Genomic DNA, 23,373 nt, shown 5'->3' with positions numbered 1-23,373 from the left:
TGCTATCCCTGCGGTTATTCGAACGTCAATTTGAAAGGGGTTGAGTCGAGGCTGTGTTGACGTTGCGTAAAGCCGTTTTCATCCGTCACACCCCGCATCACGCGCCCATCAGCAGATTCAATTCGATAAGGCACACGAGCTTTAGGCGTTTGGGTTTTCTTGTCGGTAAGCTGAAATCCACCCGACATCGGATATTTATAAACAGGGTCTTCCAAAACCATTGGCGTCATGGCCCGTTCCAGTGAGGCAGCTCCGCCCCAAGCGATGTTGTCGTTCTTGATACGCACATCACCTGGGGCTCCGATCTCAATGGAGCCATCCTTGATTTTGATGTACGCACCGCGACTGACCAGCGTGATGCCCTGTTCAGCATTCAATGTAATTTCGCCATTGATGCTGTTCAGGGTCAGCGCCTTGTCTGCTTGCAATTTCATGGCATCGCTTTGCGCTTGAATCTCCACCGGACCGCGGGCAGCGAAGAGCTTGATTCCCAGTTTCTGGGCGAACAGGCTGACGGCCTCCCCGGCAGCCACGCTGAAGCGTTTGAATACGCTAATGTCGGCGCTGTCGCCCGCAGTCGCGGTAAGAGTCCGGCCCGCCGAGAGCTGAATATTCGCAGGTGTCGTCAGCGCGATACCTGCAGGTGCCGAGGCAATCAAACCTGCCTCCCGAAGACCATCAAGCGCATTTTGCAAACCCTGCTGCGTTTGTTCGTCAGCAGGCAGCGCGCCCGATGTGGAAACGCTTCGCGCAAGGCTCTTCACAAGCTGCATCGCCTCATCGAGCTGCGCCAATGCCGCGTTCATAGCCAAAGCGTCGCCATGCGCCTGGGGCTGTCCATCAGCACTGATAAACAACCCCTTACCACTCCGAATAGCCCCCCAGCCATCCGTCCTCAGCTCAAACCCCTCCCCGCGTTTTTGCTTCTGGGCATCCACCAGATGCCCGAGGTTGAGCTGGCTTTTGCCGCTGTGTTCGGTGCTGAGTTTTATGTGCTCGGACCCGCGCAGGTCTTCCATGCGCAGTTTGTTGTTGGACGGCGTGCGCAGCACGTTGCGGGTGTAGTCGCGTTTGTTGAGGGTGACGTGGTCGGGGCGGTAATTGTCATGCAGGGCATGGGCGATATAGGGGCGGTCCGGGTCGCCTTGTTCGAAGGCGATGGCCACTTCAGTACCGGCAATCAGGGGTAAATGCAGGCCGTGCTTATCACCGGAATATGGGCGGGCGAGTCGCAGCCACATGCTTTCTTGACCGGGTTGCCACTCGTCGCGGTCGAACAGGAAGTTGACCCGATAGCGGCCTTCCATATCGACTTCGGCGTAGGTGTCGCCGCGCTTCGGGCTGGTGACGCGGGCCGGGACGGTACCGGCGATTTGTGGCTTGGCGAGCAGTGGTGGCCGGAAGCAGACGGTTTCCGAATAGGGTATGGCTTCAAAAAGGGTTTCGAAGCTGCTGTCACGGGCGGCGCGGGTGATCAGTCTGGTGACGACGGCTCCCGGTTTAAAGGCCAGCGGTGCGCCGCCGCTGATGTTGAGCACTTGACCAAGACCCAGCGTCGGGCTGCTGCTCACACCTGTAAGTTGGCACTGGCCATTGAGGTAGCGTTCGTGGCGCAAGCGGGCATAAAAGAAACCGCTCTCGCTTTGCAGATCCTCGTCGTGGGCAAGGCTGTCGCCCAAAACGGTATAGGGTTCGGCGTAGTGGTAAGCCTCGCCGTAGGTGGTTTTATCGCCTCGGGTCTGATCGACCTCGCCATTGAGCCAGGCGTGGGCATCACGGTGGTGATAGGCGCGGAAGTTGATGTTTTTTTCCACAACGGCGTGGCTGGTCTGTAACTGCCAGACGCTGTCTTCGCCGTTGCTGGTGAAACCCGATTGCTCGCGCAGCGGCAGTTGCACATCAAACTGATAGTGACGCTGATCATCACGCAGCTCGACGACAGCAATCTTCAGGCGCTCATCACTGCTGAAGTGATACCAGATGCCGACTTCGGCGAGCAGTCGGGAAATAAACGCCAGGTCACTTTCGCCGTACTGCATGACCTGCAGACGCTTGGGGTATTCGCGGGCCAGCTTGAAGTAGAAGTCCTGGCCTAAAAAACCATGCCGACTGCGCAAAATGCTGTCGACGATTTCCGGCACCGACTGATGCTGATAGATGCGGTATTGCCTGCCTTTGTCGAGCAAGGCCAAACGCGGCTGCAAGGTGATTTCGTAACGGGCCTCGTCGTTGGAGCCGGACAGGCGTTTGAAGCTGGTGATCACACCATAGTGCGTGCGCTGGGTAAGCTTTAACTTCTCCTTGGCCGCCTCCTCTGATGAGTAGCTGTTCTTCAGCGGCGCCTTGAAAGGCGCGGCGTGCAGACTGAACGTCGCATAGCGGCCGAGTATCTGTTCGGCGGCGATGTCCTGCTGAACACAAGTGAATTCCACTGTGTATTTGAATGGCTGGCTAAGGCTTTCTTCGCCCTCGAAGGTCAGTACGTCGAGGGTGGCGTCGAGTTCGGCGACGCTGAGCTTGTGGCGGCTGTGGTCGAAGGGAAGAGTTATTGGCAGGTTCATATTGACGCCTCCATAGCACTGAGTGAGTTCGCGTCCAATGCGGGAGTGAATTGCAAGGTGATGCCTTCCTCATCGTTGTAGCCGAGCGCCACGCTGAGAGTTTTTTGTTGGGCTGCCTGGCGTTGCAGCAATTGCTGGCTGAGCACTGGCAAGATTTGCTGGTTCAGCAGGCTGTCGATGTTGCGGGCACCTGAGTCTGGGAGCAGGCACGCGGCAACCAAGGCATCGTGCAGCGGCGCTTCAATGTGGCAGTCCAATCCGTAATGGCGATGCAACCGCTTGGCGACTTTCGCAAGCTTCAGGGCCACGATACTTTTGAGTGCGTCGGCTTGTAGCGGGCGGTAAATCAAGGTCTGAAAGCGCGCCAACAAGGCAGGTTGAAAATGCTCTCGCAGAATTGGCCGCATCAATTCGTGCAGTGTGCTTTCCGGTGCCTCGGGGAACTCTTGCAAGCAGGCTTGCAGTTCGTCGCTGCCAAGGTTGGAGGTCATGACAATCACGGTATTTCGAAAGTCGATTTCTCGCCCTTCGCCGTCACGCATAACGCCGCGATCAAAGACTTGATAGAAAATGTTGAGAACGTCGCGATGGGCTTTTTCCACCTCATCAAGCAGCACGACGCTATATGGGCGTTGGCGCACAGCTTCGGTCAGCACGCCGCCTTGGCCATAACCGACATAGCCCGGAGGCGAGCCTTTGAGCTGGCTGACGGTATGGGCTTCCTGATACTCGGAAAGGTTGATGGTTATTAACGATTTCTCACCACCGAACAGACTGTCCGCCAGCGCCAGTGCGGTTTCGGTCTTGCCTACTCCGCTGGTGCCCACCAGCAGAAACACGCCGAGCGGGGCCTGCTCTTCAGTCAGACCCGTCTTGGCTGCACGTAACCGCTGGGCCATTTCACGAAGTGGCCGATCCTGGCCGATAACTCTCTCACCCAGTTGATACTCCAGCGCCAACAGACTGGATTGTTCATCTTTGAGAAGGCTACCCAGTGGCACTCCCGTCCAGTCGGCTATCACCTCTGCGACGCTGCGGCTTTCTACATCAAGTGAGAGCAATGGCTGGTTACCTTGCACTTCACTCAAACGCTGTTGAATCTGAGCGCAGGTATCCATTTCCAGCGGTTCAAGCTGCCGTGCACTGAGAAGTTGTTGTGTCAGGTCGAGCTCAAGCCTGTATTGCTCTTCCAGCATTATTTGCTGGTCATGCAGCTCAGCACCTTGTGCTGCAATCGCCGCCAGACGTGCATCAGCGCGGCAGCCACTGAGCTGCGCGTCTTCTTCCAATGCCTGGCGCTCCAGTTCCAGAGCCGCCTGCCGGGCTTTGATTCGGACTAATGACTGCGGCTCGCAATCCAGACTCATGCGGACTCGTGCGCTGGCGGTGTCGAGAAGATCAACGGCTTTGTCCGGCAATTGCCGACCTGTCAGGTATCGCCGTGAAAGACTGACTGCGGCCCGGACCGCTGCGTCCTGGATATGGACGCCATGGTGGCTGGCATATCGCGCCTTGAGACCGCGTAACATCAGGCAAGCATTCGCATCGTCCGGCTCGTCGACTTTGACCATCTGGAAACGCCGCTCCAGAGCTGCATCACGTTCGAAGTACTGTTTGTATTCGCTCCACGTTGTGGCAGCGATGGTGCGTAACTCTCCGCGAGCCAAGGCCGGTTTGAGCAAATTTGCCGCGTCAGCACCGCCCGCCTGATTACCAGAGCCGATCAAGGTATGGGCTTCATCGATAAACAGCAGGACAGGGTTTGCCGATTTCTGGACGGCATCGATAACGTTCTTCAGGCGTTGTTCAAACTCACCTTTGACGCCCGCCCCCGCTTGCAGCAAACCCAGATCGAGAGTTCGGACGCTGACCGATTTGAGGCTGTCAGGAACATTCCCCTCCGCGATTCGCAACGCCAAGCCTTCCACCAAAGCGGTTTTGCCGACGCCGGGTTCACCCACCAGGATAGGGTTGTTCTTGCGACGGCGGCTGAGGATGTCGATGACTTGGCGGATTTCATCGTCACGGCCCAATACGGGGTCGATTTGGCCAGCCTTGGCTTTCGCAGTGATGTCTTGAGTAAATTTGTCCAGCACGGCCAGTAATGCATCGTGTTTGGCGCTACTGGCTGTGGCTCCGGCGCTTGACGAGTCGCCGAGTACATCTGCTGGTGCCTCCGTTGCGTTCAACGAGGCCTCTTGTTGCAGTTGCGGACGCTCTTCTGAGTGCAGATCCAGCAATGGCAACAAATGCCGTAATTGCGTTTCGCCAAGGCTTAGCAGTGGCCAAGCAGCTTCGCACGCAAGGAGGTTTGGGGTTTCCATTAACGCGCCCAGCAAATGCGCTGAGCGTAAATTGTCTGCGTGGTCATCTAGCGATGCTCGTAACCAAGCGTTCTTGATCAGTTGCTGCAGTTTTTCGCATAGCTGCGGTTTGCTATGCACGCTGCGAGGCAAGGTATCGAGATGGTCGAGCAAGCCCTGCCAAATAGCATCCATATCCCATTCATAGCGACGCGCAATAAGTGTGAGATCGCCCTCGCCTTGCTCCAGCAGTTTGAGCAGCCAGTGCTCGATGCTGATACTTGAATGAGCGCGGCTTTGGCACAGCGAGGCCGCAGCACTAAGCGCTTGGGCGCAGTAGGGGTTTAGGCGACGCAGCAAACGAGTGGAATTCTGTGCCATGCAGGAGCCATCCTTGTTCTGGATTCTTGGCGCTTAATAGGGTGCAAGCGAACGGTGGTCATAAGGGTGTTCAGTGAGCGCCCAAAAAGGGCGCTCGAGGGTCAGCAGACGGGACGCGCCGCTGCCCTGTTATCAGCCAGCTGCGGCTGGACGCTCGTTCCAGGAATCCTTGTGCTCAAGGTTGCCGTCCACGAATTTCCAAGTGATTTTTTCGTAGCGAAGCTCGATCTCCTCCAAGTGGTTTTGCTTACCGAAAGCTGGATCCTTGACGTTGTGCATTTTCGACGCGACGTTTACGACTTTGACGTTTTCCAGCGTTGCGCTGTAGCACTCAGCCTCTTCGCCCGCATCGTTGATTTCGTACCACTTGAACTCGGCGCTTTTCAGGGTCTGTCCCATGGTCACAGCCTTGAACAGATAGACCGTCGAGGCATCCACTTCCTTAGTGAATACAAAAGGGGTGTGAACACGAGTACCTGTCAGCTTGCCGGTGTTATCGTCAGTGGGAATAGCAACCCCATGATCCAGCGCCAGCACTTCAATACTTCCTTCACGCCCTTTCACGTCAACAGAGCCCTTGACCTCAGCGCCGCCATCATTTTTCAGCCACAGGTAAACGGGAATAGCCATGTGAAGCTCCTTTTTCAGTCTTTGAATGTCGCGAGTTGCGACAGTGGTTTTCTGTCTGGCCCGGCAGTGGCAGGCATGCAAGCCCCCACCTCCGGTACCAGACGGATATCTACGCGGCGGTTGGAAGTGCGCCCCGTCTCGGTGTCATTGCTGGCGATGGGCTGGTTTGCACCAAAGCCCTGAACCGCAAAGCAGCTATCCGGGATGTCACCCATGCGTTGCATCCAGTCCCGTACCGCACCAGCCCGGGCACGGGACAACTGCAAGTTGTGCTCAGGATTACCGGTGGCATCGGTGTGCCCGGCGATGACAATCAGCCAGCCTGGCTGAGCCTTGATGTCGACCAGAGCAGTGATCAGTACCTTGGTTGAATCGGCCTTGAGCTGAGCACTGCCGGTACTGAACAACGAAAGGCTGTCGAGTCGGACCGGCCTCCCAGTTTTGATCGGTGTAATAGGTGCTGGAGGAAGTCGATGACTGGCAATCGTCGAGAGCACGGGTGCCCTCAGACGTTCGCCACGATAGAGGCCAAAACCTAACGCCAAGGGCTCGCCGTTTCGGTAGTAGTCGTCCAGCCGTTTGGCGTCCTGCCTGAGAACAGCCAAAGCGCCTTCGCGTAATGCAAACTCGGGCTGATCCTTACGGGTTGGCTCGGGTATAGCCGTGTAGCGACGCAGGTCATCACTGACCTGGCGTAGCAATAGATTGTTCTGCCAGGCAGAGCTGACCATTGCGATAAGACAAGCCAGTGCCAGAAGCCACAGTGCGATAAGGCTCGCGCGACGTACCGCAGTGTTCTTGTGATGCGTGGGCAGCAACTGCAACAAAGGATCAGCGAACGGTAAAGCCGCTTCTATCTCATCAAAAGCCGGCTTTGTATTAGTCAGCCCGACTTTGTGACGCAGCCATTGATGCCAGACGCTATCCGGCACTGCCCGAGGCAATCGCGACACCAACGTGATAGCGCAGGAGAACGGCAGACCGACGGTGTTACGCACGTCAGAAGGCGCGAGATGTGGCAGTACCTCATCGTTCAGCCACCCCACAATATTTGTCAGTTGAACGCCAGTCTGTAGACGTTCGGCGTAGGTTACGCAGTCGTCGCCATGCTGCTGCCATTCACACAGGCTGACGCAACCACCTGGCTCTCGCACGCTAGGGATGGCTTGGCCAGCTTCCCAACTAAACCAAGGGCCATTTCCTTGCTGAGCCTGCACGTAACTCGCGAGCAGCAACGGCAATTCAATACCGCGCTTGCGAATCAAGGCTGTCTCATAGCAGAAAGTCCGCACCCGACCTGCGATTGCGGCGCTGTCGCTATGCTCGCCCGGATTGACAACCAACATGACGCTGAGCTGCCCTTGCCAGTCAGGGCGCAAAGTCATGACACTGTTGGCAACAGCCGATAGCTGCAGGAGGTCAGGCACCCGAATGTAGCAACCCTGTCGGGTGACGCGCAGTGCGGATTGCTCAGCAGGAACTGCACCAAAAAGCCCGTGAATGCCGTCGCCACAAACAAGAATTACGGGTTGACGATAGGCTGCTGGAGGCAAGGACATCGCTTCGCCCAGAACCATTGGATGACTCAGATCCACAACTCGCCGTCCGGCCCGGCGCCATGCAACGATCACGCAGCATGCAATCGCGAGCACAGCACATACACGTAACCCGATATCCAGCGGGATGATGGCGAGCAATGTCAGAGCAAGCGCACTTGCCCAAAGCCATAGGCAGCGCATCAGATTTAGCGTCATCTGGTCGCCCTCACGCCTGGTCAGACGGGAGCGATGCAATCAAACCAGCCAGCAAGTGATCCAGCCCCCACCAAGCCCCGGCAAGCAATACACACACGGCTAAAGCGTGGCCCATCGGCGATTGAGCCAAGCCTCGCAGACGCAGACCAGAACCAACATTCATTTGCGTGGGTAGGGTGTGCCTGGACTTCAACGGTTCAACAAAGGCGTTTAGCGCTACCAGCAACTGCAGGCGCTCCGGATCTTTTGCATCGGCATAACAGCCTTGAAAACCCAGCATCAGCACTCGGTGGAAAACCGTCAGCACAAGTAGATCGGGCGCCGGTTCGCGAAGAACCTCGCGCACATCTTCGTAGAGAGACTCTCCAGCCTGATGGCGACTGAAGAATCTGGCTTGCAAGGGCTCGCCAGCCCACTTTGCATGGGTGTCCTCGGTCGCGTAAGAGAGGATGGTTTCATCCAGCAAAGCGCATTGCGCATGACTGATGTAGTCAATGTTGCGCTGACTAATGTCCCTGCTTTTGAGCTGCTCCCGCACACTCTCGATCTGCTTTGTACAAAGCTCTGCCAGATTGGAACTGCCTTGTACTGAGCCACCTTGCCGAAGTTCGACTACCAGCAAGTAACTGTCATGCAGCAGCGAATCGGTATCGACCGCGTTCACGCGTCGTTTGTCAGCGATGGTCCGGCTCATGTTCGCAATACCGCAAAAAGTTCGAGCTTCACATCGGCAAGCGTGCTCGGTACGTAGAATGAACAAACGCCCTCCGCCAGCATGGCTTGCCCCTTTGGATGGGCTAGATCGAGCGCGAAGTACTGGTTCTCCAAACGCAAAGGAATAGCGGCGGGAACGTGGCTGAGGGGTAACAAAGGGATGCCGTCGAGGGCTGCATTGACCAAGCGGTCGACGTCGTCCGGCGTACCGGCTTTACATAGGCGCGGGAACTGAATTTGCAGTTGGGCAGCCGGAAGACGGCAGCGAACAGACAGATAAAACTCCGCCCCCTCTGGCTCACGCAGACGAGCGTCGTTAAGTTTTACCTTCCAGCGATTAGCGCCGACTTCTTCCAGCTCCAGCGCAACAACTCGCGATGGCAAGCTGGCTTCGAGCAAGGTAGAAATTATGTTCAGCAACGGCGGGAACACTGTCTCCAGTTGCTCATGCCGATAGGCTGGAATCCTGTCGAGGTCGTGATCCAGCGAAAACGTCAGCAAGCCACCGGCTAACTTGACCAGTTCCAGATACACCTGCTCAGGATGTCGTGAGGGGTGGGCTTTGATATCCGCCAATACGGGCTGGTAGGTATTCAAAGCATTGAGCAACCAGAACAAAGACACATCCGCGACGGCGAAGTCGGCCATTCGCTGATTACTTTCACGACGCATGCTCATCAGCCGCTGACGCTTGGACGCTAGCTGGGTTAACAGATTGTCCAGTTGGGTGAGCAGCCCCAAGTGCGCGGAGAAGCTCAGTAAAGGCGGCACATAAACAGGGTCGAGACTCCAGGCGCCTTGTCCGTCACTTACCAGGCGCGCGATCGGGCATGTCACGTAGTCCCCATTTTCATCACTATCCAGGCGAAGGCTCAGGGCCTGTTCAAGGATGGCAACCGACTGCACTTCATCAGCGTAAATGTCCTGCACGTCTCGCCAGTTCTGGCGATAGCGCATGGGGCGATCCGCCCTGCCCCCCTCAAGCAAGCAGTTATTACCGTTGGCCTGCTCCAAAGGAAGGGCAAGAAGCAGGAGATCACTCTGAGCGTCATCGGACAGCAGTCGTGCCAACTCAAGCGCGGATGGCAGACGATCTACATTGTCGGTATCAATCAGGGTGCCGTCCGGCATGCGCAAACGGAGCTGGGTGGCTTTTAGCTTACCCAGTCGAAGGGCTTCCACATCAAAAGCCACTGCCTGTATACCCCAAGGGTGTGCCAGCGACAGATGGGCGAGAGATTCATTGGCCCAGGCTTCCCAGCGTGCCTGCTGCTGAAATTGTTGCGGGGACAATAATGACCCCGCGAACCAAAGAGGGCGGTCGATTTTCATAACGTCGTTTCCCTACGAAGTGACTCAGGCTTTTGCCTTTGGCATCTGCGAAACCAGCGACAGATTTACGTCCATGCCTTCCACCTGAAAGTGCGGTATGGCGTACAACTTGACCCGGAAAAAGCCTGGGTTGTCGTCGATGTCTTCTACGGTCACTTTGGCATCGCGCAGTGGGTGCGAAGCCTGAAGGTCATCACCGGGATCATTCATCTCGGTAACGAGTCCACCGACCCACTTGTTCAGTTCGAGCTCAAGGACGCGACGATCTTTGGTGGTACCGATGTTTTCGCGCTGAATAACTTTCAGGTAATGAGCAATGCGCGATAGCAGGAAAATGTACGGCAGACGGGCGTTGATGCGGCTGTTGGCCGTTGCATCAGGCGTGTCATAGAGCGCTGGTTTTTGCGAGGAGTTGGCCGAGAAAAAGCAGGCGTAATCGCGGTTCTTGTAATACGACAGTGGAATGAAACCGAGGTTGGCGAACTCGAACTCTCGAGTCTCCGGAATCATCACCTCAGAAGGAATTTTTACCTGATTGCCCGTGCCCAGATCGTACAAATGGATGGGCAGATCCGTGACCGCGCCGCCTGATTGCGGGCCGCGAATCTGGACACACCAGCCATTTGCGATGAAGCTTTTGACCATGTTTGCAGCGAATGCGAACGAGGCGTTGGTCCAGAGGTACTTGTCATGATCCGGGCCCTTGACGCTTTCCACATAGTTGAAGCTACGTACTGGAATGGTGTCAGGACCATAAGGCAGACGCCCCAGCACCCGAGGCATGGTCAGTCCGATGTAGCGCGAATCGTCACTGTCACGAAAGGCTTTCCACTTGATGTACTCGGCGCGGTCAAAGTAGTTGCCGATGTCTTTGATGGCGGCAACTTCCTCCATAGATTTTTTACCGAAGAAGGCGGGGCCGACCGAGGCAACGAAAGGCATGTGTGCGGCCGCAGCTACTTTTGATATGTTGCGCAACAGCGCAATGTCTTGAGGGCTACGATCAAATTCATAATTGGAGATAGCCGACGCGATGGGCTCACCGCCCGGTGTGTCGTACTCCTGGGTATAGGTATGTGCATACAAACCGCTTTGTGAAATTTCAGGCGCATCTTCGAAGTCTTGTACAAGATGATCCTTGCTGATATCCAGCAACTCAATGCGCACGTTTTGACGGAAATCGGTTTGATCTATTAGAGACTTGACGCCACGCCAGGTCGATTCAACACGCTGAAAATCATCATGATGCATCACAACATCCAACTGACGACTAATCTGCGCATCAAGAGCAGCAATATGCTCATCCAGCAAGGTCTTATCCAGGCGCTCAACTTTGCGAGACTTATCGTTGAGCAAATTCAAAAACACATTGACGGCGGCAGTTACTCGCATATCGGCAGATGCGTCAGCGAGCGATTCCGTCGTCTGAAAAGACTCGATATCACCCAACACGGAGACAGGACTTAAATTTATTTTCTCGAAGAGAGCGCTATATACGCTCTGGCTTCCTTCAGACACGACTACTTCACCGCTCGATTGAGCAGCAGACTGTTTTGCAGGCATTTCACAACTTCCTATTTAATACACCGGGATAGGGCAACGATCTTACGCGGGTGCTAATGCAGCCAGCTCCGCTCGGAGTTCGTTACTCAGCTCTTCATCCTTGAGAATGAGTTCCAGCTCATGTCGGAAAGTCGCGTTATCGAGTAGGTTCGATTTCAGATCACGAAGCAGGTTTCTCATCGCCAATAAAGCACGCAGCTGAGGAATTTGACGTGCAACCTGCTCCGGCTCGAAGTCTTTCATACTTCGGAAATTCAGCTCGACGGAAGTTTCGGATCTGTCGTCTGAAAGTGTATTTTCAACCGCTAGCGTCAACGCTGGAGAATACTCGGCAAGCACGCTATCAAAGTTATTTTTATTGATATCCAATTTACTTCTTTCAGACAGGGGGCGCTGTTCTTTACCATTACTGTAATCCCCCATCATCATCAGCTTCAGCGGCAGCTCAACTTTTTTCTGCGCGCCACCGGTATGCAAATCGAGCTTGATATTCACTCGCGCTTTAGGCACTTCATTTTGAAAACTATTTGAAGCCATAACTCCTCCGGACAAGCGCAGAAAAACGTCATAAGTCAATATTACGAACTGAATGCAATTTTCACCACAGGACCAAAAACATGACAGCGATTGCTGCCGCCCCGGTGGAAATAATTTTTCAGATATATTTATTTGTGTAGAGGTTGAGGATAAGCCATCGAAACGTACAACTCTACCCACCAAAGTGGGCCTCGGAATATTCGCTACGAAATAGCGAAACTTCCTACAAGCCAGCCTTTCTTTTAATTTATTAAAACATTTCAGCAGAATGTTGTAATAAATATGGACAGTGGTAATAGCACAGCCGTCTCAGTTAGAGAGTGGCGGTAGGCGCGCTTGGACACGGTCAGCGGCTAGCGGGATGCAGCGCCGCCGCTGGAGGGAAAGTGACTTGGGTCAACATAGAAACCAAAAACAAACGGGGCCTAAGCCCCGTTTGCCGCACCACAATTACTTGACCTTACTACTCAAACTGCTCACCTGACTCTCCAGCCGCCCCACGCTACTGCGCAGATTGCTGATGTCCTGCCGCAGGCTGCTGATGTCGCTGGAGCTTGAGTTGTTGTTCGAGCCTGAGCTGCGCTGGACGTCACTCAGTTTGCTTTCCAGTTTGCTGATGCTGCGGTTCTGGTCTTCGACTTTGCTTTTCAGGCTCGACAAGTCGCTGGAGCTGGAATTGCTGCTTGAGCTTGAGCCAGCGCTGCGCTTGAGGTCGTTGAGCTGGCTTTCCAGTTTGCTGATGGTACGGCTTTGCTCGTCCATCTTGCTCTTGAGGCCGGACACTTCGGCGTTGCTGGTTTGGGTGGTGGTGCCGTTGTTGCGTTTGAGTTCTTCAATCAAACGGGTCTGGGCTTTGACGGTTTCTTTGAGAGCGGCCAGCTCACTGGCGTTCTGGCGGGACTCTTTCTGCAATTGCTGCAGGCCGCCCAGGGTGACGTCGGTTTTACGGATCGAGTAGACGCCCGTTGGCTCGTAATGGCTGGCAACGATGCTGTCTTGGGAAGTGGCGTCGTAGGAGCTTAAATCGACTGCGGCTTGGGCCTGTGACAGCGCAAGGCTACCCATCAAAAATGCTGCGATTCGGATTTTGGAACTCAGGAAAGCGGACTTACTAGTCATCACTAGGTTTTCCATATGAAGTGCCAATATGGCACAACGCTATGACCTGTTTTTTTGCCGGAAGTTCGCAGCCTAGACGCTTCAGGGGACAAACCTCGTAACGTATTAATGGCCTGTATCGCAAACGCGCTATGCCATCCGGCAGACGTTCACACTGAGTCACTTCCCGATACTCGGACCTCCTTGACGTAGCCCATGCGTGGCTGGTCGTCGTTCGAATAGTGGAGTGAGTTATGCGTAGATTGACCCTTCTCGGCATCCCGGTGCTGATGTTGACCATGGCAGCGTCTACGGCCCAGGCCTATGAGGCCGGGGATATTATTGTTCGGGCTGGTGCCGTGACTGTTGACCCAAGAGAAAGCAGCTCCAGCGTGCGAGTTGATCGCGGCGGGCTGGCGGGTACGGATCTGGGCGGCAAGGCGAGCATGGGCAGCGATACCCAACTGGGTCTGAACTTCGCTTATATGATCACCGACCATTTGGGTATCGAGTTGCTGGCGGCTACGCCGTTTGAGCACGATGTGAACCTCAAAGGCACTTCCGGCGGTATTGCGGACGGCAAGCTTGGTTCACTCAAGCATCTGCCGCCGACGTTGAGCCTTATTTACTACCCACTGGACAATAAGTCAGCCTTTCAACCCTATGTGGGCGCCGGGATTAACTACACCTGGATCTACGACGAAAGCGTAGGCAGCAGCGCCAGTGCCGCAGGATTTGATAACTTCCACGCCAGCAACTCCTGGGGATGGGCGGCGCAGGTGGGCGCGGACTACATGCTCACGGACCGACTGATGATTAACGCGCAGATGCGTTATATCGACATCGAAACCGACGCGTATGTCAGCAACACCAACCTTGGGGTCCGGGCGAAGGTGAATGTCGACGTGGATCCGTTCGTGTACATGGTGGGGCTTGGCTATAAGTTCTGAGGACGCACGCAGCGGCGTGTCCTCAATGACGACGCAACAAAAAACGGGCACCCAACATTGGTTGGTGTGCCCGTTTTTTCACTGCTCGCCTCCCGCCGAGGCGTACAGCTGGTAACTAGGGGTTAACGCTGTCTTTCAGGGATTTACCCGGCTTGAAGGCGACGGTGTTGCTGGCCTTGATCTTCACTGGCTCGCCAGTTTGTGGGTTTTTACCAGTGCGTGCGCCGCGATGGCGTTGCAGGAAGGTGCCGAAGCCGACCAGGGTGACGCTGTCCTTGCGGTGCAATGCACCGGTGATTTCTTCGAGGACGGCATTGAGGACGCGATTGGCTTGTTCTTTGGTCAGGTCCGCCTTTTCAGCAATGGCGGCCGCTAGTTCTGGTTTACGCATATGAAGCCTCTTATACGGATTTTTGTTTTTATGTCCCGCGCCGCTCAAGCAGAACGGCAGTCAGGCGCCGCAACGGCTCTACGTTGCGGCAGACGGGAATGAGGATGGCATGCTGTTCTGGTCGGCGCCAGTGGACCATCGACGTTTATGCAGCCAAAAATGTGGCTTATCCGACAGAACGGCCAGTATTTATGCCAACAGCGCGGGAAGTGTCTTATTCAGGGCGAGTTTTTCCATGACAGCCGCTCCGGTCAGGGCATAACCCAACAGGTTTCCGGCCGGGTCGTGGCACAGCGCTTTTATGTCAGCGCCCTGCCCTTCGACACTCCAGGTCCCTGCACTGCCACGTGGCGGAGGCGATACCACGAGCGGGCAAACCGGGGTTTTTACGGTGATAGGCATGGGCCCGTACTTAACGGCTGTCGGCGTGCCCGCGAGGGTCTGTGCCAAGGCGCGGGCACAGCTCATCAGCGGCATGACATAGAGCAGGTTCAAGCCGTCGACTTCAGCGCAGTCGCCCAGTGCATAAATGTTGGCGTGGGTGGTTTTGAGTTCACGATCAACGATGATGCCGCGACCGACCTGCAGACCCGCTGCGGCAGCCAGATCAACCCGTGGGCGCAGGCCGATGGCGGAGACCACCACGTCGCACTGAATGACCTGACCATCGGACAAGTGGGCTTCGAGGCCATCGGCGGTACGTTGCAAGCGAGTCATCAGCGGACCCAGGTGAAAGCGCGCGCCCAGGCTTTCCAGCCCGGCCCGTACGGCAGTTGCCGCAGCGGGAGGCAATAATGTCGGCATCACTTGTTCACAAGGCGCGACCAGGTCGACTTCATAACCACCGAGAATAAGATCATTGGCGAACTCGCAGCCGATCAGGCCGACACCAAGGATCAACACCCGCCGCTTGCCCGCTGCCGCAGCACGGAAACGGGCGTAATCCTCCAGATCATTGATCGGGAAAATGGCATCGCTGGCGTCGCCCTCGACGGGTACGCGGATCGTTTCCGCTCCCCAGGCGAGGATCAGGTCACGGTAGTACACCGCTTCTTCACCAATCCACAGGCGCTTATGCCCAGGATCGATGCCGCTGATGCGGGTATGAGTACGCACTTCAGCCTTGAGCTGGTCGGCCATTGCACCCGGCTCGGCCATGCTCAACCCGTCGGCTTCCTTGTTTTTGCCAAAGCCGGTGGAGAGCATCGGTTTGGAGTATGAACGCCCGTCATCGGCAGTGATCAGCAGCAGCGGCGTTTCGCCATCGAGCTTGCGAAATTCCCGGGCCAGGTTGTAGCCCGCCAGGCCGGTGCCAACAATCACAACAGGTGCGTTCATACTTACTTCCAAACCAGAGAGTAAAAAGCTGTATCAGCCGATTTCGATCATTTCGAAATCCATTTTGCCTACGCCGCAATCCGGGCATAGCCAGTCTTCGGGAACATCCTGCCAGAGGGTACCCGGCGCAATACCGTCATCGGGCCAGCCGTCGGCTTCGTTGTAAATCAGGCCACAGACAATGCATTGCCACTTTTTCATCGTTTATCTCTCATGTTTTCAGGCTATTTGGGCGGTACGCGGTCGTCAGGTGCCACGCTTGTGCCGAACTCAGCGCGTTTTGTACTGATCACGGCGCCGACATGCAAGCCCGGTGATCACCACAAGCCGTTGCCGGTCGTCGGCTGGCAGAGGCAATCATGCTAAGCTCGCGCCCTCGATCAGCCTCAATAAATGCTTACCGTGACTGAGCAAAATTCCCCTTCCCTCCCTGTGCACTGGCTTGAACGCGGGCTACTCGCCGACGCCGCCGAACCCTGGGTTCTGGACTGGCTGTTTCATCAGGACTCCTTGACCCGCCGCCTGACTGCTTTGTCTTCTGACCAGTTCAGTGTCACGCCGCTGTTCGAGGGCTGGCAAGCGCTGCGCGACGATGAGTGCGCGGCGCTTGGCTTGCCTGAGCAAAACATTGGCTGGGTGCGGGAGGTCTATTTACGCGGTCACGGCGACAAATGGGTGTTCGCCCGCAGTGTCGCTGCCCGCAGCACCCTGCAGGAAAGCGGTTTGCACATGGAGGCGCTCGGCACGCGGTCGCTGGGCGAGTTGCTGTTTTGTGATCCGGCCTTCGACAGGGGTACGCTGCAAGTCTGTCGTTATCCTGCAGCCTGGCTGCCCGCAACAGACGCCGCTGATGATTTGTGGGGACGCCGTTCATGCTTTAGCCGCGGCCCCCTGAAAATACTGGTAGCCGAAGTCTTCCTGCCTCCGCTGTGGCAGGCGATTCGCACCGTGGAGCATGACTGATGTACCTGACGCTACTCAAATCCCTCAATCGCCTGAATCCTCGCATCTGGGATTTCATCCAACTGATGCGGGTCGATAAGCCGATTGGTATTTACCTGCTCTTGTGGCCGACGCTCTGGGCATTATGGATTGCCGGTAAAGGTTCGCCATCACTGCTCAATATTGTGATTTTTGTGGTTGGCGTATTTTTGATGCGTGCGGCGGGTTGCGTGATTAATGACTTCGCCGACCGCAAGGTCGATGGCCACGTCAAACGCACTGAACAGCGTCCGCTGGTGAGTGGCAAAGTCAGCAGTAAAGAAGCCCTGGTCTTATTCGCCGCGCTGGTGCTGGTGAGTTTTCTGCTGGTGCTGCTGACTAATCCGACGACCATCTGGATGTCTTTCGGGGGTCTGGCGCTGGCTGCGTGTTATCCATTCATGAAGCGTTATACCTATTACCCGCAGGTGGTACTGGGTGCAGCGTTTTCATGGGGAATGCCAATGGCGTTCACCGCCGAAACGGGCAACCTGCCTGCCGCTGCCTGGCTGCTGTATATCGCCAACCTGTTGTGGACAGTGGCGTACGACACTTATTACGCAATGGTAGATCGTGAAGACGATCTGAAGATTGGCGTTAAATCCACCGCCGTGCTGTTTGGCGATGCTGACCGGACCATCATCCTGACGCTGCAAGGCCTGGCATTGGGCTGTCTGCTGTTGGCCGGTGCGCGTTTTGAACTGGGCGGGTATTTCTATCTGGGCCTGTTAGTGGCGGCGGGATGTTTCGTCTGGGAGTTCTGGTCAACCCGGAATCGCGACCGCGATGCCTGCTTCAAGGCGTTTTTGCATAACCACTGGGCAGGGTTGGCGATCTTTATCGGGATTGTCGCGGATTACGCGCTGAATTAACTCCAGGCCTGTAGGAGCTGCCGGAGGCTGCGAAGCAATGTTTCAACAACCCCGCAGCTCGCAGCCTTCGGCAGCTCCTACAGAAGATGCCGTCAGATTAAGGTTTGACGGTGTGCCAAACGCCGCCTTTGCCTTCGCCCGTTACATCGCCGGCTTCCTTGTCATCCTTGTAGAAGTACAACGGCTTGCCGTCGTAAGCCCATTGCAACGTGCCGTCATCGCGCTTGACCTGAGTCCACTTGCCAGACGCTTTGGTATTGGCTTCAGCGGTCAGGGGCGGCCAGTTGATTGCGCAGGTATCGTTACAAGCAGACTTGCCCGTGCTGTCCTTATCGAAGGTGTACAGCGTTTTACCGCTGTGGTCAGTGAGCAGGCCTGTGCTGCCGGTCATACCGGGTTCAGCAGCCATCACCAGGCTGGAAGACGCCAGGGCCGCAGCAGCTACCAGCCCCATGAATGTTGATGAAATCTTGTACATAGGTAGATCCTCTTCTTCTTATGGAAATGGTCGTGGGCAAGTCAACACACTAGTCCTTTAGGAACGTGGCATGCTAGCCCCTACCCCGACTGTCACACGACTGCAATAATTCCGTTATCTAATGCGCCCCAAGACAGTTAAATGACAAGAGGTTCAAGCATGGTTGGCAGGAGCATTCTGATCGTTGACGACGAAGCGCCTATTCGCGAAATGATCGCCGTTGCATTGGAAATGGCCGGCTATGACTGCATGGAAGCAGAGAACTCTCAGCAAGCCCATGCAATCATCGTAGACCGTAAACCGGACCTGATCCTGCTCGACTGGATGCTGCCCGGCACATCCGGTATCGAACTGGCCCGGCGGCTGAAACGCGATGAGCTGACCGGTGACATTCCGATCATCATGCTCACTGCCAAGGGCGAAGAGGACAACAAAATTCAGGGGCTGGAAGTCGGCGCTGACGATTACATCACCAAGCCGTTTTCCCCTCGCGAACTGGTCGCACGCCTCAAGGCTGTATTGCGCCGCGCAGGCCCAACCGATGGCGAGGCGCCTATTGAAGTCGGCGGTCTGCTGCTAGACCCGATCAGCCATCGCGTAACCATTGATGGCAAGCCGGCAGAGATGGGCCCAACCGAATACCGTTTGCTGCAATTCTTCATGACCCACCAAGAGCGCGCCTACACCCGCGGTCAACTGCTGGATCAAGTCTGGGGAGGCAATGTCTATGTCGAAGAACGTACCGTTGATGTTCACATCCGGCGCCTGCGCAAAGCCCTCGGCGACGCTTATGAAAATCTGGTACAAACCGTGCGCGGCACAGGCTATCGCTTTTCTACAAAGAGCTGATGACCTGTTCGTAAACCGACAGCTTGAACAGATAGCCGCAAACAGGCAGCGCAACCGCCCGGTATGCGCTCGACATGGATGTACGTTTAATTGAATCAAAATTGGCATGGCACCCTGATCCGCCACATGCTGCTGTTGGTGACGGCCTGTCTCGTGGTCGGGCTGATCAGCGGCGAATATGGCTGGAGCCTGGCCATCGGTCTGGGGCTGTATCTGGCCTGGACCCTCAAACAGCTCTTGCGCCTGCACGAGTGGCTTAGCAACCACCAGACCGATGAACCTCCGCCTGATGGCTACGGCCTGTGGGGCGAAGTCTTCGACAGCATTTACCATCTGCAACGCCGCGATCAGCGTGTGCGTGGTCGCCTGCAAGCGGTGATCGACCGCGTGCAGGAATCAACCGCCGCCCTCAAGGACGCGGTGATCATGCTCGACAGCGAAGGCAACCTGGAATGGTGGAACCGTGCTGCGGAAACCCTGATGGGCCTCAAGACTCCGCAAGACAGCGGCCAGCCGGTCACCAATCTGGTTCGTCACCCGCGCTTCAAGGAATACTTCGAGCAAGACAGTTTTGCCGAGCCGCTGGAAATCCCGTCGCCCACCAATGACCGGGTGCGCATCCAGATGCTGATCACCCGCTACGGCAACAACGAACATCTGATGCTGGTGCGCGATGTCACTCGTATTCATCAACTGGAGCAGATGCGCAAGGATTTCGTCGCCAACGTTTCTCACGAACTGCGCACACCGTTGACCGTGATTTTCGGTTATCTGGAAACCCTGCTGGATAACGTCGAAGAAGTGAACCCGCGCTGGGTTCGCGCGTTACAGCAGATGCATCAGCAAGGCGGGCGTATGCAAACGCTGCTTAATGACCTGTTGTTGCTGGCCAAGCTCGAAGCCACTGACTATCCGTCAGATAATCATCCGATTGTTGTCAGCACGTTGCTCAAGACCATCACCAGTGATGCGCAGGCGTTGTCTGGCAACAAGAATCAGCAGATCGACCTGAATATCGAAACCGATACGCTGCTCAAGGGCAGCGATACCGAACTGCGCAGCGCGTTTTCCAACCTGATTTTCAACGCTGTGAAGTACACCCCCGCCGAAGGAAAAATCCAGATTCGCTGGTGGGCCGATGATCGTGGTGCTCACCTGAGCGTGCAGGATTCGGGGATCGGAATCGAAACCAAGCATTTGCCGCGTCTGACTGAGCGCTTCTATCGCGTGGACTCCAGCCGCGCCTCCAATACCGGCGGGACGGGGCTCGGCCTGGCCATCGTCAAACACGTGCTGTTGCGCCACCGCGGAACACTGGAAATCAACAGCGTACCGGGCAAGGGCAGCGTGTTTACCTGCCATTTTCCGCCTATCCAGCTGGCACAAGCCTGAGGCGCGACACCTGGGCCACTAGGCAAGCGGGCATTGAGCCGCTACATTGCGGCACTTATGCCCCCGATTTCGGTAAGGCAATAACCTCTCTCGCTAAAACGGAACCCGTAAAACTCCATCATGGACCCTTCCCCTGGTTTTAACCTCGCGTCACTGTTCGCCGACTTCGGCATGATTCTCTTCGCAATGCTTCTGGTCCTGCTCAACGGCTTTTTCGTTGCGGCAGAGTTCGCCATGGTCAAGCTACGCTCGACCAAAGTTGAAGCTATTGCGGAAAAAAACGGCTGGCGCGGGCATATCCTGCGCACCGTTCACAGCCAGCTTGATGCCTATCTCTCGGCCTGCCAGCTGGGTATTACCCTGGCGTCGCTGGGCTTGGGCTGGGTCGGTGAGCCTGCGTTCGCGCACTTGCTGGAGCCTTTGCTGGCGGCCTTGGGTGTAGACACACCGGAAGTGATCAAGGGCGTTTCGTTCTTCACGGCCTTCTTCATCATCTCCTACCTGCACATCGTGATCGGCGAACTGGCCCCCAAGTCCTGGGCTATCCGCAAGCCGGAGCTGCTGTCGCTATGGACGGCGGTGCCGCTGTACCTGTTTTACTGGGCGATGTACCCGGCCATTTACCTGCTCAATGCCAGCGCCAACGCGATTCTGCGCATTGCAGGCCAAGGCGAGCCTGGTCCGCATCATGAGCACAGCTACAGCCGCGAAGAACTGAAACTGATTCTGCACTCCAGCCGTGGCCAGGATCCTAGCGATCAGGGTATGCGGGTGCTGGCATCCGCCGTTGAAATGGGCGAACTGGAAGTGGTCGACTGGGCCAACTCCCGCGAAGACCTTGTGACGCTGGACTTCAATGCGCCGCTCAAAGAAATCCTCGCCCTGTTCCGCCGCCACAAGTTCAGCCGTTACCCGGTATACGACGCCGATCGTGGCGAGTTTGTCGGCCTGCTGCACATCAAGGACCTGCTGCTGGAACTGGCGGCACTGGATCACATCCCGGAATCCTTCAACCTGGCCGAGCTGACGCGTCCGCTTGAGCGAGTGTCCAAGCACATGCCTCTGTCGCGCCTGCTTGAGCAGTTCCGTCAGGGCGGCGCCCACTTTGCGCTGGTGGAAGAAGCCGACGGCAAGATCATCGGCTACCTGACCATGGAAGACGTGCTGGAAGTGCTGGTCGGCGACATTCAGGACGAACACCGCAAGGTCGAGCGCGGCATCCTCGCCTACCAGCCCGGCAAACTGCTGGTGCGTGGCGACACACCGCTGTTCAAGGTCGAACGCTTGCTGGGCATTGATCTGGACCACGTGGAAGCCGAAACCCTGGCAGGCCTGATCTACGAAACCCTCAAACGGGTGCCGGAAGTCGAAGAAGTCATGGAGTTCGAAGGGTTGCGGATCATCATCAAAAAGATGAAAGGTCCGAAAATTGTGTTGGCCAAGGTGGTTAAGATTGATTGAGGCTGTATCAGCCTGAGGATTGATACAGCCCTGTAGGGGCCAGCTTGTTGGCGAGGCAGCATTTTCTGATTATGCAGGCCCGACGTCTCGCCAACAAGTTGGCTCCTACAGGCAACCCGTGTGCTACGCGGCAGCGCTGTGTCAGGGACACTGCTTACGCTCAGATGCTTCAATGATCGCGTCCATTCTCGCCATCACTTCATCATGGGGTACGCCGGTTCCCGGACTATCCAGCGACCGCTGTACCTTTTCACGGAACCAGACATCATAGCTGTCGGCTTGCTCTTCGGTTTCGAACTCTGAAACGACTGGCGAAAGTAGGGCGCTCACGACTAACTCCGGCTGGGACCGTTCAGAGCTTAGGCCTGTCGCTGGAAGCTGTCTCGACCGTCTGGAAAATCGGAAAAAACCTACGCTGACTCGTTCCAAGGAACTGTAGGCCCGAAAATCGTGTTAGCCAAAGTGATCCCTGATTTGGAATGTTTTTCTGTGGAGCTCACGAGCACCGCGAGGCAGCGATGGCGTCCTGTCTGATTCACCGCCATCGCTGCCTCGCGCTGCTCGTGAGCTCCTACAGGTCACCGTTTGCTGCTAATCGTTCTCTCAATTCCCCCCCACCGCAAAATTAGGCAGGCTCTGCACCGGCTGTGCAAACTCGTAGGGGATGGACTCCAGCGCCAGGCCTACGTTGCGCTGGACCACGAAGTGCAGGTGCGGGCCGCTGCTATTGCCGGTATTACCGGAGCGCGCCAAGGCGCTGCCGACCATGACGTGCTGACCTTCCTTGACGCTGACCGAGCCGCGCATCAGGTGCAGATAAACGCCCATGGTGCCGTCGTCGTGCAGGATTCGCACGAAGTTGCCGGAAGGGTTTGAGCCTTTGCCGGTCTGGTCGTTTTCGATCTTCACTACTACACCACCACGCGCAGCGATGATTGGCGTGCCTTCGGGCATGGCGATATCCATGGCGTAGCGGCCTTTGGGACCAAAGTGGCTGTACTTCCCGTTAGGCCCCTGACTCAAACGAAACGGCCCGCCCACCCAAGGCAATGGATACCGATACGCCAGACTCGTGCGCTGCGGATCACCCACAATGGAACGCAGGCTGGTTTTGTAGCTCATGGGCTTGCCGACGACTTTGGGGCTCAGGACCGTGACTCGCTCATTGCCACGGGCCGGTATCGTGCGACGAATGGTCTGGTCGGGGACGCCAAGCACGTTCTTACCGGCAGAGATTTTCAGCTCAACCTCGACCGGCGCGTACAGGTCGTTGCGCACGTAGAGGCTGTCCACGCCTTTATCCCGCTTGGTGCTCAGGTGCACCTGACGCTCGATGTGCTCAACCATCCGATCCTTGAACACCACCACGGCTGCACCCGGCGTTGGGCGGTCGGTAAACGAGACCACGCCGTTTGCATCGGTGAATTTGTAGATCGTCACCGCCCCGGCCGTTTGCGCAGCCAGCAACAGAGCACACAGGATCAGTAAGCGCTCAAGCATGGGATTGGTCAGCGTTGTAAAAAAGATGAGGCAAGCCTAACAGTGATTCCTGCGAATGAGGACTCTGCTCTATCAATCGGGAACAGACCGGGCGTCAAGAAAATCGCGTCAGACGCCGACCATGCAGATGCGCGCTCAGCCTGCATCTTTAAAGCGCGGAGTATGTAACAGCAAAGTACGGACAGATTCCTACAAAACAAGATCAACTTTCACACAACTACTCGCCCGTAACATTTTCAAAAAGGACATATAAAACAATAATTTTTTCGACTACTAAAGTTTGCCAGC

The 23,373-nt window shown here is 56.2% G+C and carries 21 protein-coding genes; 6 read left to right on the top strand and 15 right to left on the bottom strand.

The genetic code is table 11. The annotated features are described in order from the left end of the window. Positions 1-14: 14 nt before the first annotated feature. From AUC61_RS05235 to AUC61_RS05195, 9 genes are all read right to left on the bottom strand, one after another. Positions 15-2,561 carry a type VI secretion system Vgr family protein gene (locus AUC61_RS05235; RefSeq protein WP_243244760.1) on the bottom strand — a complete coding sequence of 849 codons (2,547 nt, stop codon included), beginning with the start codon at positions 2,559-2,561 and terminating at the stop codon, positions 15-17. Then, positions 2,558-5,245 carry a type VI secretion system ATPase TssH gene (tssH, locus tag AUC61_RS05230; RefSeq protein WP_243244759.1) on the bottom strand — a complete coding sequence of 896 codons (2,688 nt, stop codon included), beginning with the start codon at positions 5,243-5,245 and terminating at the stop codon, positions 2,558-2,560. The genes AUC61_RS05235 and tssH overlap by 4 nt, the downstream gene beginning before the upstream one ends. 132 nt (positions 5,246-5,377) lie before the next feature. After that, positions 5,378-5,875, bottom strand: a complete 498-nt coding sequence (locus tag AUC61_RS05225; RefSeq protein ID WP_243244758.1) for an Hcp family type VI secretion system effector — start codon at positions 5,873-5,875, stop codon at positions 5,378-5,380. A 14-nt stretch (positions 5,876-5,889) separates the two neighbouring features. Further along, positions 5,890-7,629: an OmpA family protein gene (locus tag AUC61_RS05220; protein WP_243244757.1), complete on the bottom strand. Its 1,740-nt coding sequence runs from the start codon at positions 7,627-7,629 to the stop codon at positions 5,890-5,892. A 10-nt stretch (positions 7,630-7,639) separates the two neighbouring features. Beyond that, positions 7,640-8,323, bottom strand: coding sequence for a type VI secretion system protein TssL, short form (gene tssL / locus AUC61_RS05215; RefSeq protein WP_243244756.1), 684 nt, complete (start codon positions 8,321-8,323; stop codon positions 7,640-7,642). Next, a complete protein-coding gene (gene tssK / locus AUC61_RS05210) occupies positions 8,320-9,675 on the bottom strand; it encodes a type VI secretion system baseplate subunit TssK (RefSeq protein WP_243244755.1) in 1,356 nt (451 codons plus the stop codon). Before tssK ends, tssL begins: the two co-directional genes overlap by 4 nt. Positions 9,676-9,699: 24 nt before the next feature. Next, positions 9,700-11,238 carry a type VI secretion system contractile sheath large subunit gene (gene tssC / locus AUC61_RS05205; protein ID WP_243244754.1) on the bottom strand — a complete coding sequence of 513 codons (1,539 nt, stop codon included), beginning with the start codon at positions 11,236-11,238 and terminating at the stop codon, positions 9,700-9,702. Between the two features lie 42 nt (positions 11,239-11,280). Next, entirely contained in the window at positions 11,281-11,775 is a 495-nt protein-coding gene (tssB, locus tag AUC61_RS05200) for a type VI secretion system contractile sheath small subunit (RefSeq protein ID WP_243244753.1), read from the bottom strand. 450 nt (positions 11,776-12,225) lie between these two features. Further along, complete coding sequence (locus tag AUC61_RS05195; protein ID WP_243244752.1) at positions 12,226-12,894, bottom strand: hypothetical protein; 669 nt, start codon at positions 12,892-12,894, stop codon at positions 12,226-12,228. A gap of 233 nt (positions 12,895-13,127) precedes the next feature. Here AUC61_RS05195 and AUC61_RS05190 point away from each other — a divergent pair, with 233 nt between their 5' ends. After that, positions 13,128-13,823 (top strand): OmpW/AlkL family protein, encoded by a 696-nt coding sequence (locus AUC61_RS05190; RefSeq protein WP_243244751.1) that lies wholly within the window; start codon positions 13,128-13,130, stop codon positions 13,821-13,823. 115 nt (positions 13,824-13,938) lie between these two features. On the opposite strand, the gene AUC61_RS05185 is transcribed toward AUC61_RS05190, so the two are convergent. The 3 genes from AUC61_RS05185 to AUC61_RS05175 all read right to left on the bottom strand — a co-directional run bounded on the left by AUC61_RS05185 (position 13,939) and on the right by AUC61_RS05175 (position 15,753). Further along, positions 13,939-14,214: an HU family DNA-binding protein gene (locus tag AUC61_RS05185; RefSeq protein WP_003213368.1), complete on the bottom strand. Its 276-nt coding sequence runs from the start codon at positions 14,212-14,214 to the stop codon at positions 13,939-13,941. Between the two features lie 189 nt (positions 14,215-14,403). Further along, positions 14,404-15,552, bottom strand: coding sequence for an NAD(P)/FAD-dependent oxidoreductase (locus AUC61_RS05180; RefSeq protein ID WP_243244750.1), 1,149 nt, complete (start codon positions 15,550-15,552; stop codon positions 14,404-14,406). Positions 15,553-15,585: 33 nt separating this feature from the next. Continuing rightward, positions 15,586-15,753, bottom strand: a complete 168-nt coding sequence (locus tag AUC61_RS05175; protein WP_002555879.1) for a rubredoxin — start codon at positions 15,751-15,753, stop codon at positions 15,586-15,588. A 201-nt stretch (positions 15,754-15,954) separates the two neighbouring features. On the opposite strand from AUC61_RS05175, the gene AUC61_RS05170 reads away from it, so the two are divergent. Further along, on the top strand, positions 15,955-16,515 hold the full coding sequence (locus tag AUC61_RS05170; RefSeq protein ID WP_422765005.1) for a chorismate--pyruvate lyase family protein: 561 nt from the start codon (positions 15,955-15,957) through the stop codon (positions 16,513-16,515). Further along, positions 16,515-17,405 (top strand): 4-hydroxybenzoate octaprenyltransferase, encoded by an 891-nt coding sequence (gene ubiA / locus AUC61_RS05165; protein WP_243244749.1) that lies wholly within the window; start codon positions 16,515-16,517, stop codon positions 17,403-17,405. The genes AUC61_RS05170 and ubiA overlap by 1 nt, the downstream gene beginning before the upstream one ends. Before the next feature lie 97 nt (positions 17,406-17,502). Here ubiA and AUC61_RS05160 read toward each other — a convergent pair whose 3' ends face one another. Then, on the bottom strand, positions 17,503-17,883 hold the full coding sequence (locus AUC61_RS05160; protein ID WP_243244748.1) for a COG4315 family predicted lipoprotein: 381 nt from the start codon (positions 17,881-17,883) through the stop codon (positions 17,503-17,505). 159 nt (positions 17,884-18,042) lie between these two features. On the opposite strand from AUC61_RS05160, the gene phoB reads away from it, so the two are divergent. The 3 genes from phoB to AUC61_RS05145 all read left to right on the top strand — a co-directional run bounded on the left by phoB (position 18,043) and on the right by AUC61_RS05145 (position 21,585). After that, entirely contained in the window at positions 18,043-18,732 is a 690-nt protein-coding gene (gene phoB / locus AUC61_RS05155; protein WP_027901508.1) for a phosphate regulon transcriptional regulator PhoB, read from the top strand. A 126-nt stretch (positions 18,733-18,858) separates the two neighbouring features. Then, positions 18,859-20,124, top strand: a complete 1,266-nt coding sequence (phoR, locus tag AUC61_RS05150) for a phosphate regulon sensor histidine kinase PhoR (protein ID WP_243244797.1) — start codon at positions 18,859-18,861, stop codon at positions 20,122-20,124. Positions 20,125-20,244: 120 nt separating this feature from the next. Further along, on the top strand, positions 20,245-21,585 hold the full coding sequence (locus tag AUC61_RS05145) for a hemolysin family protein (RefSeq protein WP_122667120.1): 1,341 nt from the start codon (positions 20,245-20,247) through the stop codon (positions 21,583-21,585). 141 nt (positions 21,586-21,726) lie between these two features. Here the strand turns inward: AUC61_RS05145 and relB are convergent, their stop codons facing one another. Both relB and AUC61_RS05135 read right to left on the bottom strand, forming a co-directional pair. Continuing rightward, positions 21,727-21,915: a type II toxin-antitoxin system RelB family antitoxin gene (gene relB / locus AUC61_RS05140; RefSeq protein WP_243244747.1), complete on the bottom strand. Its 189-nt coding sequence runs from the start codon at positions 21,913-21,915 to the stop codon at positions 21,727-21,729. 273 nt (positions 21,916-22,188) lie between these two features. Then, positions 22,189-23,085: a peptidoglycan DD-metalloendopeptidase family protein gene (locus AUC61_RS05135; RefSeq protein ID WP_243244746.1), complete on the bottom strand. Its 897-nt coding sequence runs from the start codon at positions 23,083-23,085 to the stop codon at positions 22,189-22,191. Positions 23,086-23,373: the final 288 nt, after the last annotated feature.

It is taken from the genome of Pseudomonas maioricensis (assembly GCF_022790535.1).
Classification (GTDB): Bacteria; Pseudomonadota; Gammaproteobacteria; order Pseudomonadales; family Pseudomonadaceae; genus Aquipseudomonas; species Aquipseudomonas maioricensis.
Note: the sequence above shows the minus strand (reverse complement) of the source record. Positions and strands in the feature narration are given on the sequence as shown.

What these genes read in the sequence shown, in the direction of transcription:
- AUC61_RS05190 (WP_243244751.1), top strand. Translation starts at nt 13,128, where the DNA reads ATGCGTAGATTGACCCTTCTCGGCATCCCGGTGCTGATGTTGACCATG.
- tssH (WP_243244759.1), bottom strand. Translation starts at nt 5,245, where the DNA reads ATGGCACAGAATTCCACTCGTTTGCTGCGTCGCCTAAACCCCTACTGC.
- AUC61_RS05135 (WP_243244746.1), bottom strand. Translation starts at nt 23,085, where the DNA reads ATGCTTGAGCGCTTACTGATCCTGTGTGCTCTGTTGCTGGCTGCGCAA.
- tssB (WP_243244753.1), bottom strand. Translation starts at nt 11,775, where the DNA reads ATGGCTTCAAATAGTTTTCAAAATGAAGTGCCTAAAGCGCGAGTGAAT.
- tssL (WP_243244756.1), bottom strand. Translation starts at nt 8,323, where the DNA reads ATGAGCCGGACCATCGCTGACAAACGACGCGTGAACGCGGTCGATACC.
- AUC61_RS05235 (WP_243244760.1), bottom strand. Translation starts at nt 2,561, where the DNA reads ATGAACCTGCCAATAACTCTTCCCTTCGACCACAGCCGCCACAAGCTC.
- AUC61_RS05145 (WP_122667120.1), top strand. Translation starts at nt 20,245, where the DNA reads ATGGACCCTTCCCCTGGTTTTAACCTCGCGTCACTGTTCGCCGACTTC.
- AUC61_RS05220 (WP_243244757.1), bottom strand. Translation starts at nt 7,629, where the DNA reads ATGACGCTAAATCTGATGCGCTGCCTATGGCTTTGGGCAAGTGCGCTT.
- tssC (WP_243244754.1), bottom strand. Translation starts at nt 11,238, where the DNA reads ATGCCTGCAAAACAGTCTGCTGCTCAATCGAGCGGTGAAGTAGTCGTG.
- phoB (WP_027901508.1), top strand. Translation starts at nt 18,043, where the DNA reads ATGGTTGGCAGGAGCATTCTGATCGTTGACGACGAAGCGCCTATTCGC.
- tssK (WP_243244755.1), bottom strand. Translation starts at nt 9,675, where the DNA reads ATGAAAATCGACCGCCCTCTTTGGTTCGCGGGGTCATTATTGTCCCCG.
- AUC61_RS05185 (WP_003213368.1), bottom strand. Translation starts at nt 14,214, where the DNA reads ATGCGTAAACCAGAACTAGCGGCCGCCATTGCTGAAAAGGCGGACCTG.
- phoR (WP_243244797.1), top strand. Translation starts at nt 18,859, where the DNA reads ATGCTGCTGTTGGTGACGGCCTGTCTCGTGGTCGGGCTGATCAGCGGC.
- AUC61_RS05175 (WP_002555879.1), bottom strand. Translation starts at nt 15,753, where the DNA reads ATGAAAAAGTGGCAATGCATTGTCTGTGGCCTGATTTACAACGAAGCC.
- AUC61_RS05225 (WP_243244758.1), bottom strand. Translation starts at nt 5,875, where the DNA reads ATGGCTATTCCCGTTTACCTGTGGCTGAAAAATGATGGCGGCGCTGAG.
- ubiA (WP_243244749.1), top strand. Translation starts at nt 16,515, where the DNA reads ATGTACCTGACGCTACTCAAATCCCTCAATCGCCTGAATCCTCGCATC.
- AUC61_RS05180 (WP_243244750.1), bottom strand. Translation starts at nt 15,552, where the DNA reads ATGAACGCACCTGTTGTGATTGTTGGCACCGGCCTGGCGGGCTACAAC.
- AUC61_RS05195 (WP_243244752.1), bottom strand. Translation starts at nt 12,894, where the DNA reads ATGACTAGTAAGTCCGCTTTCCTGAGTTCCAAAATCCGAATCGCAGCA.
- AUC61_RS05160 (WP_243244748.1), bottom strand. Translation starts at nt 17,883, where the DNA reads ATGTACAAGATTTCATCAACATTCATGGGGCTGGTAGCTGCTGCGGCC.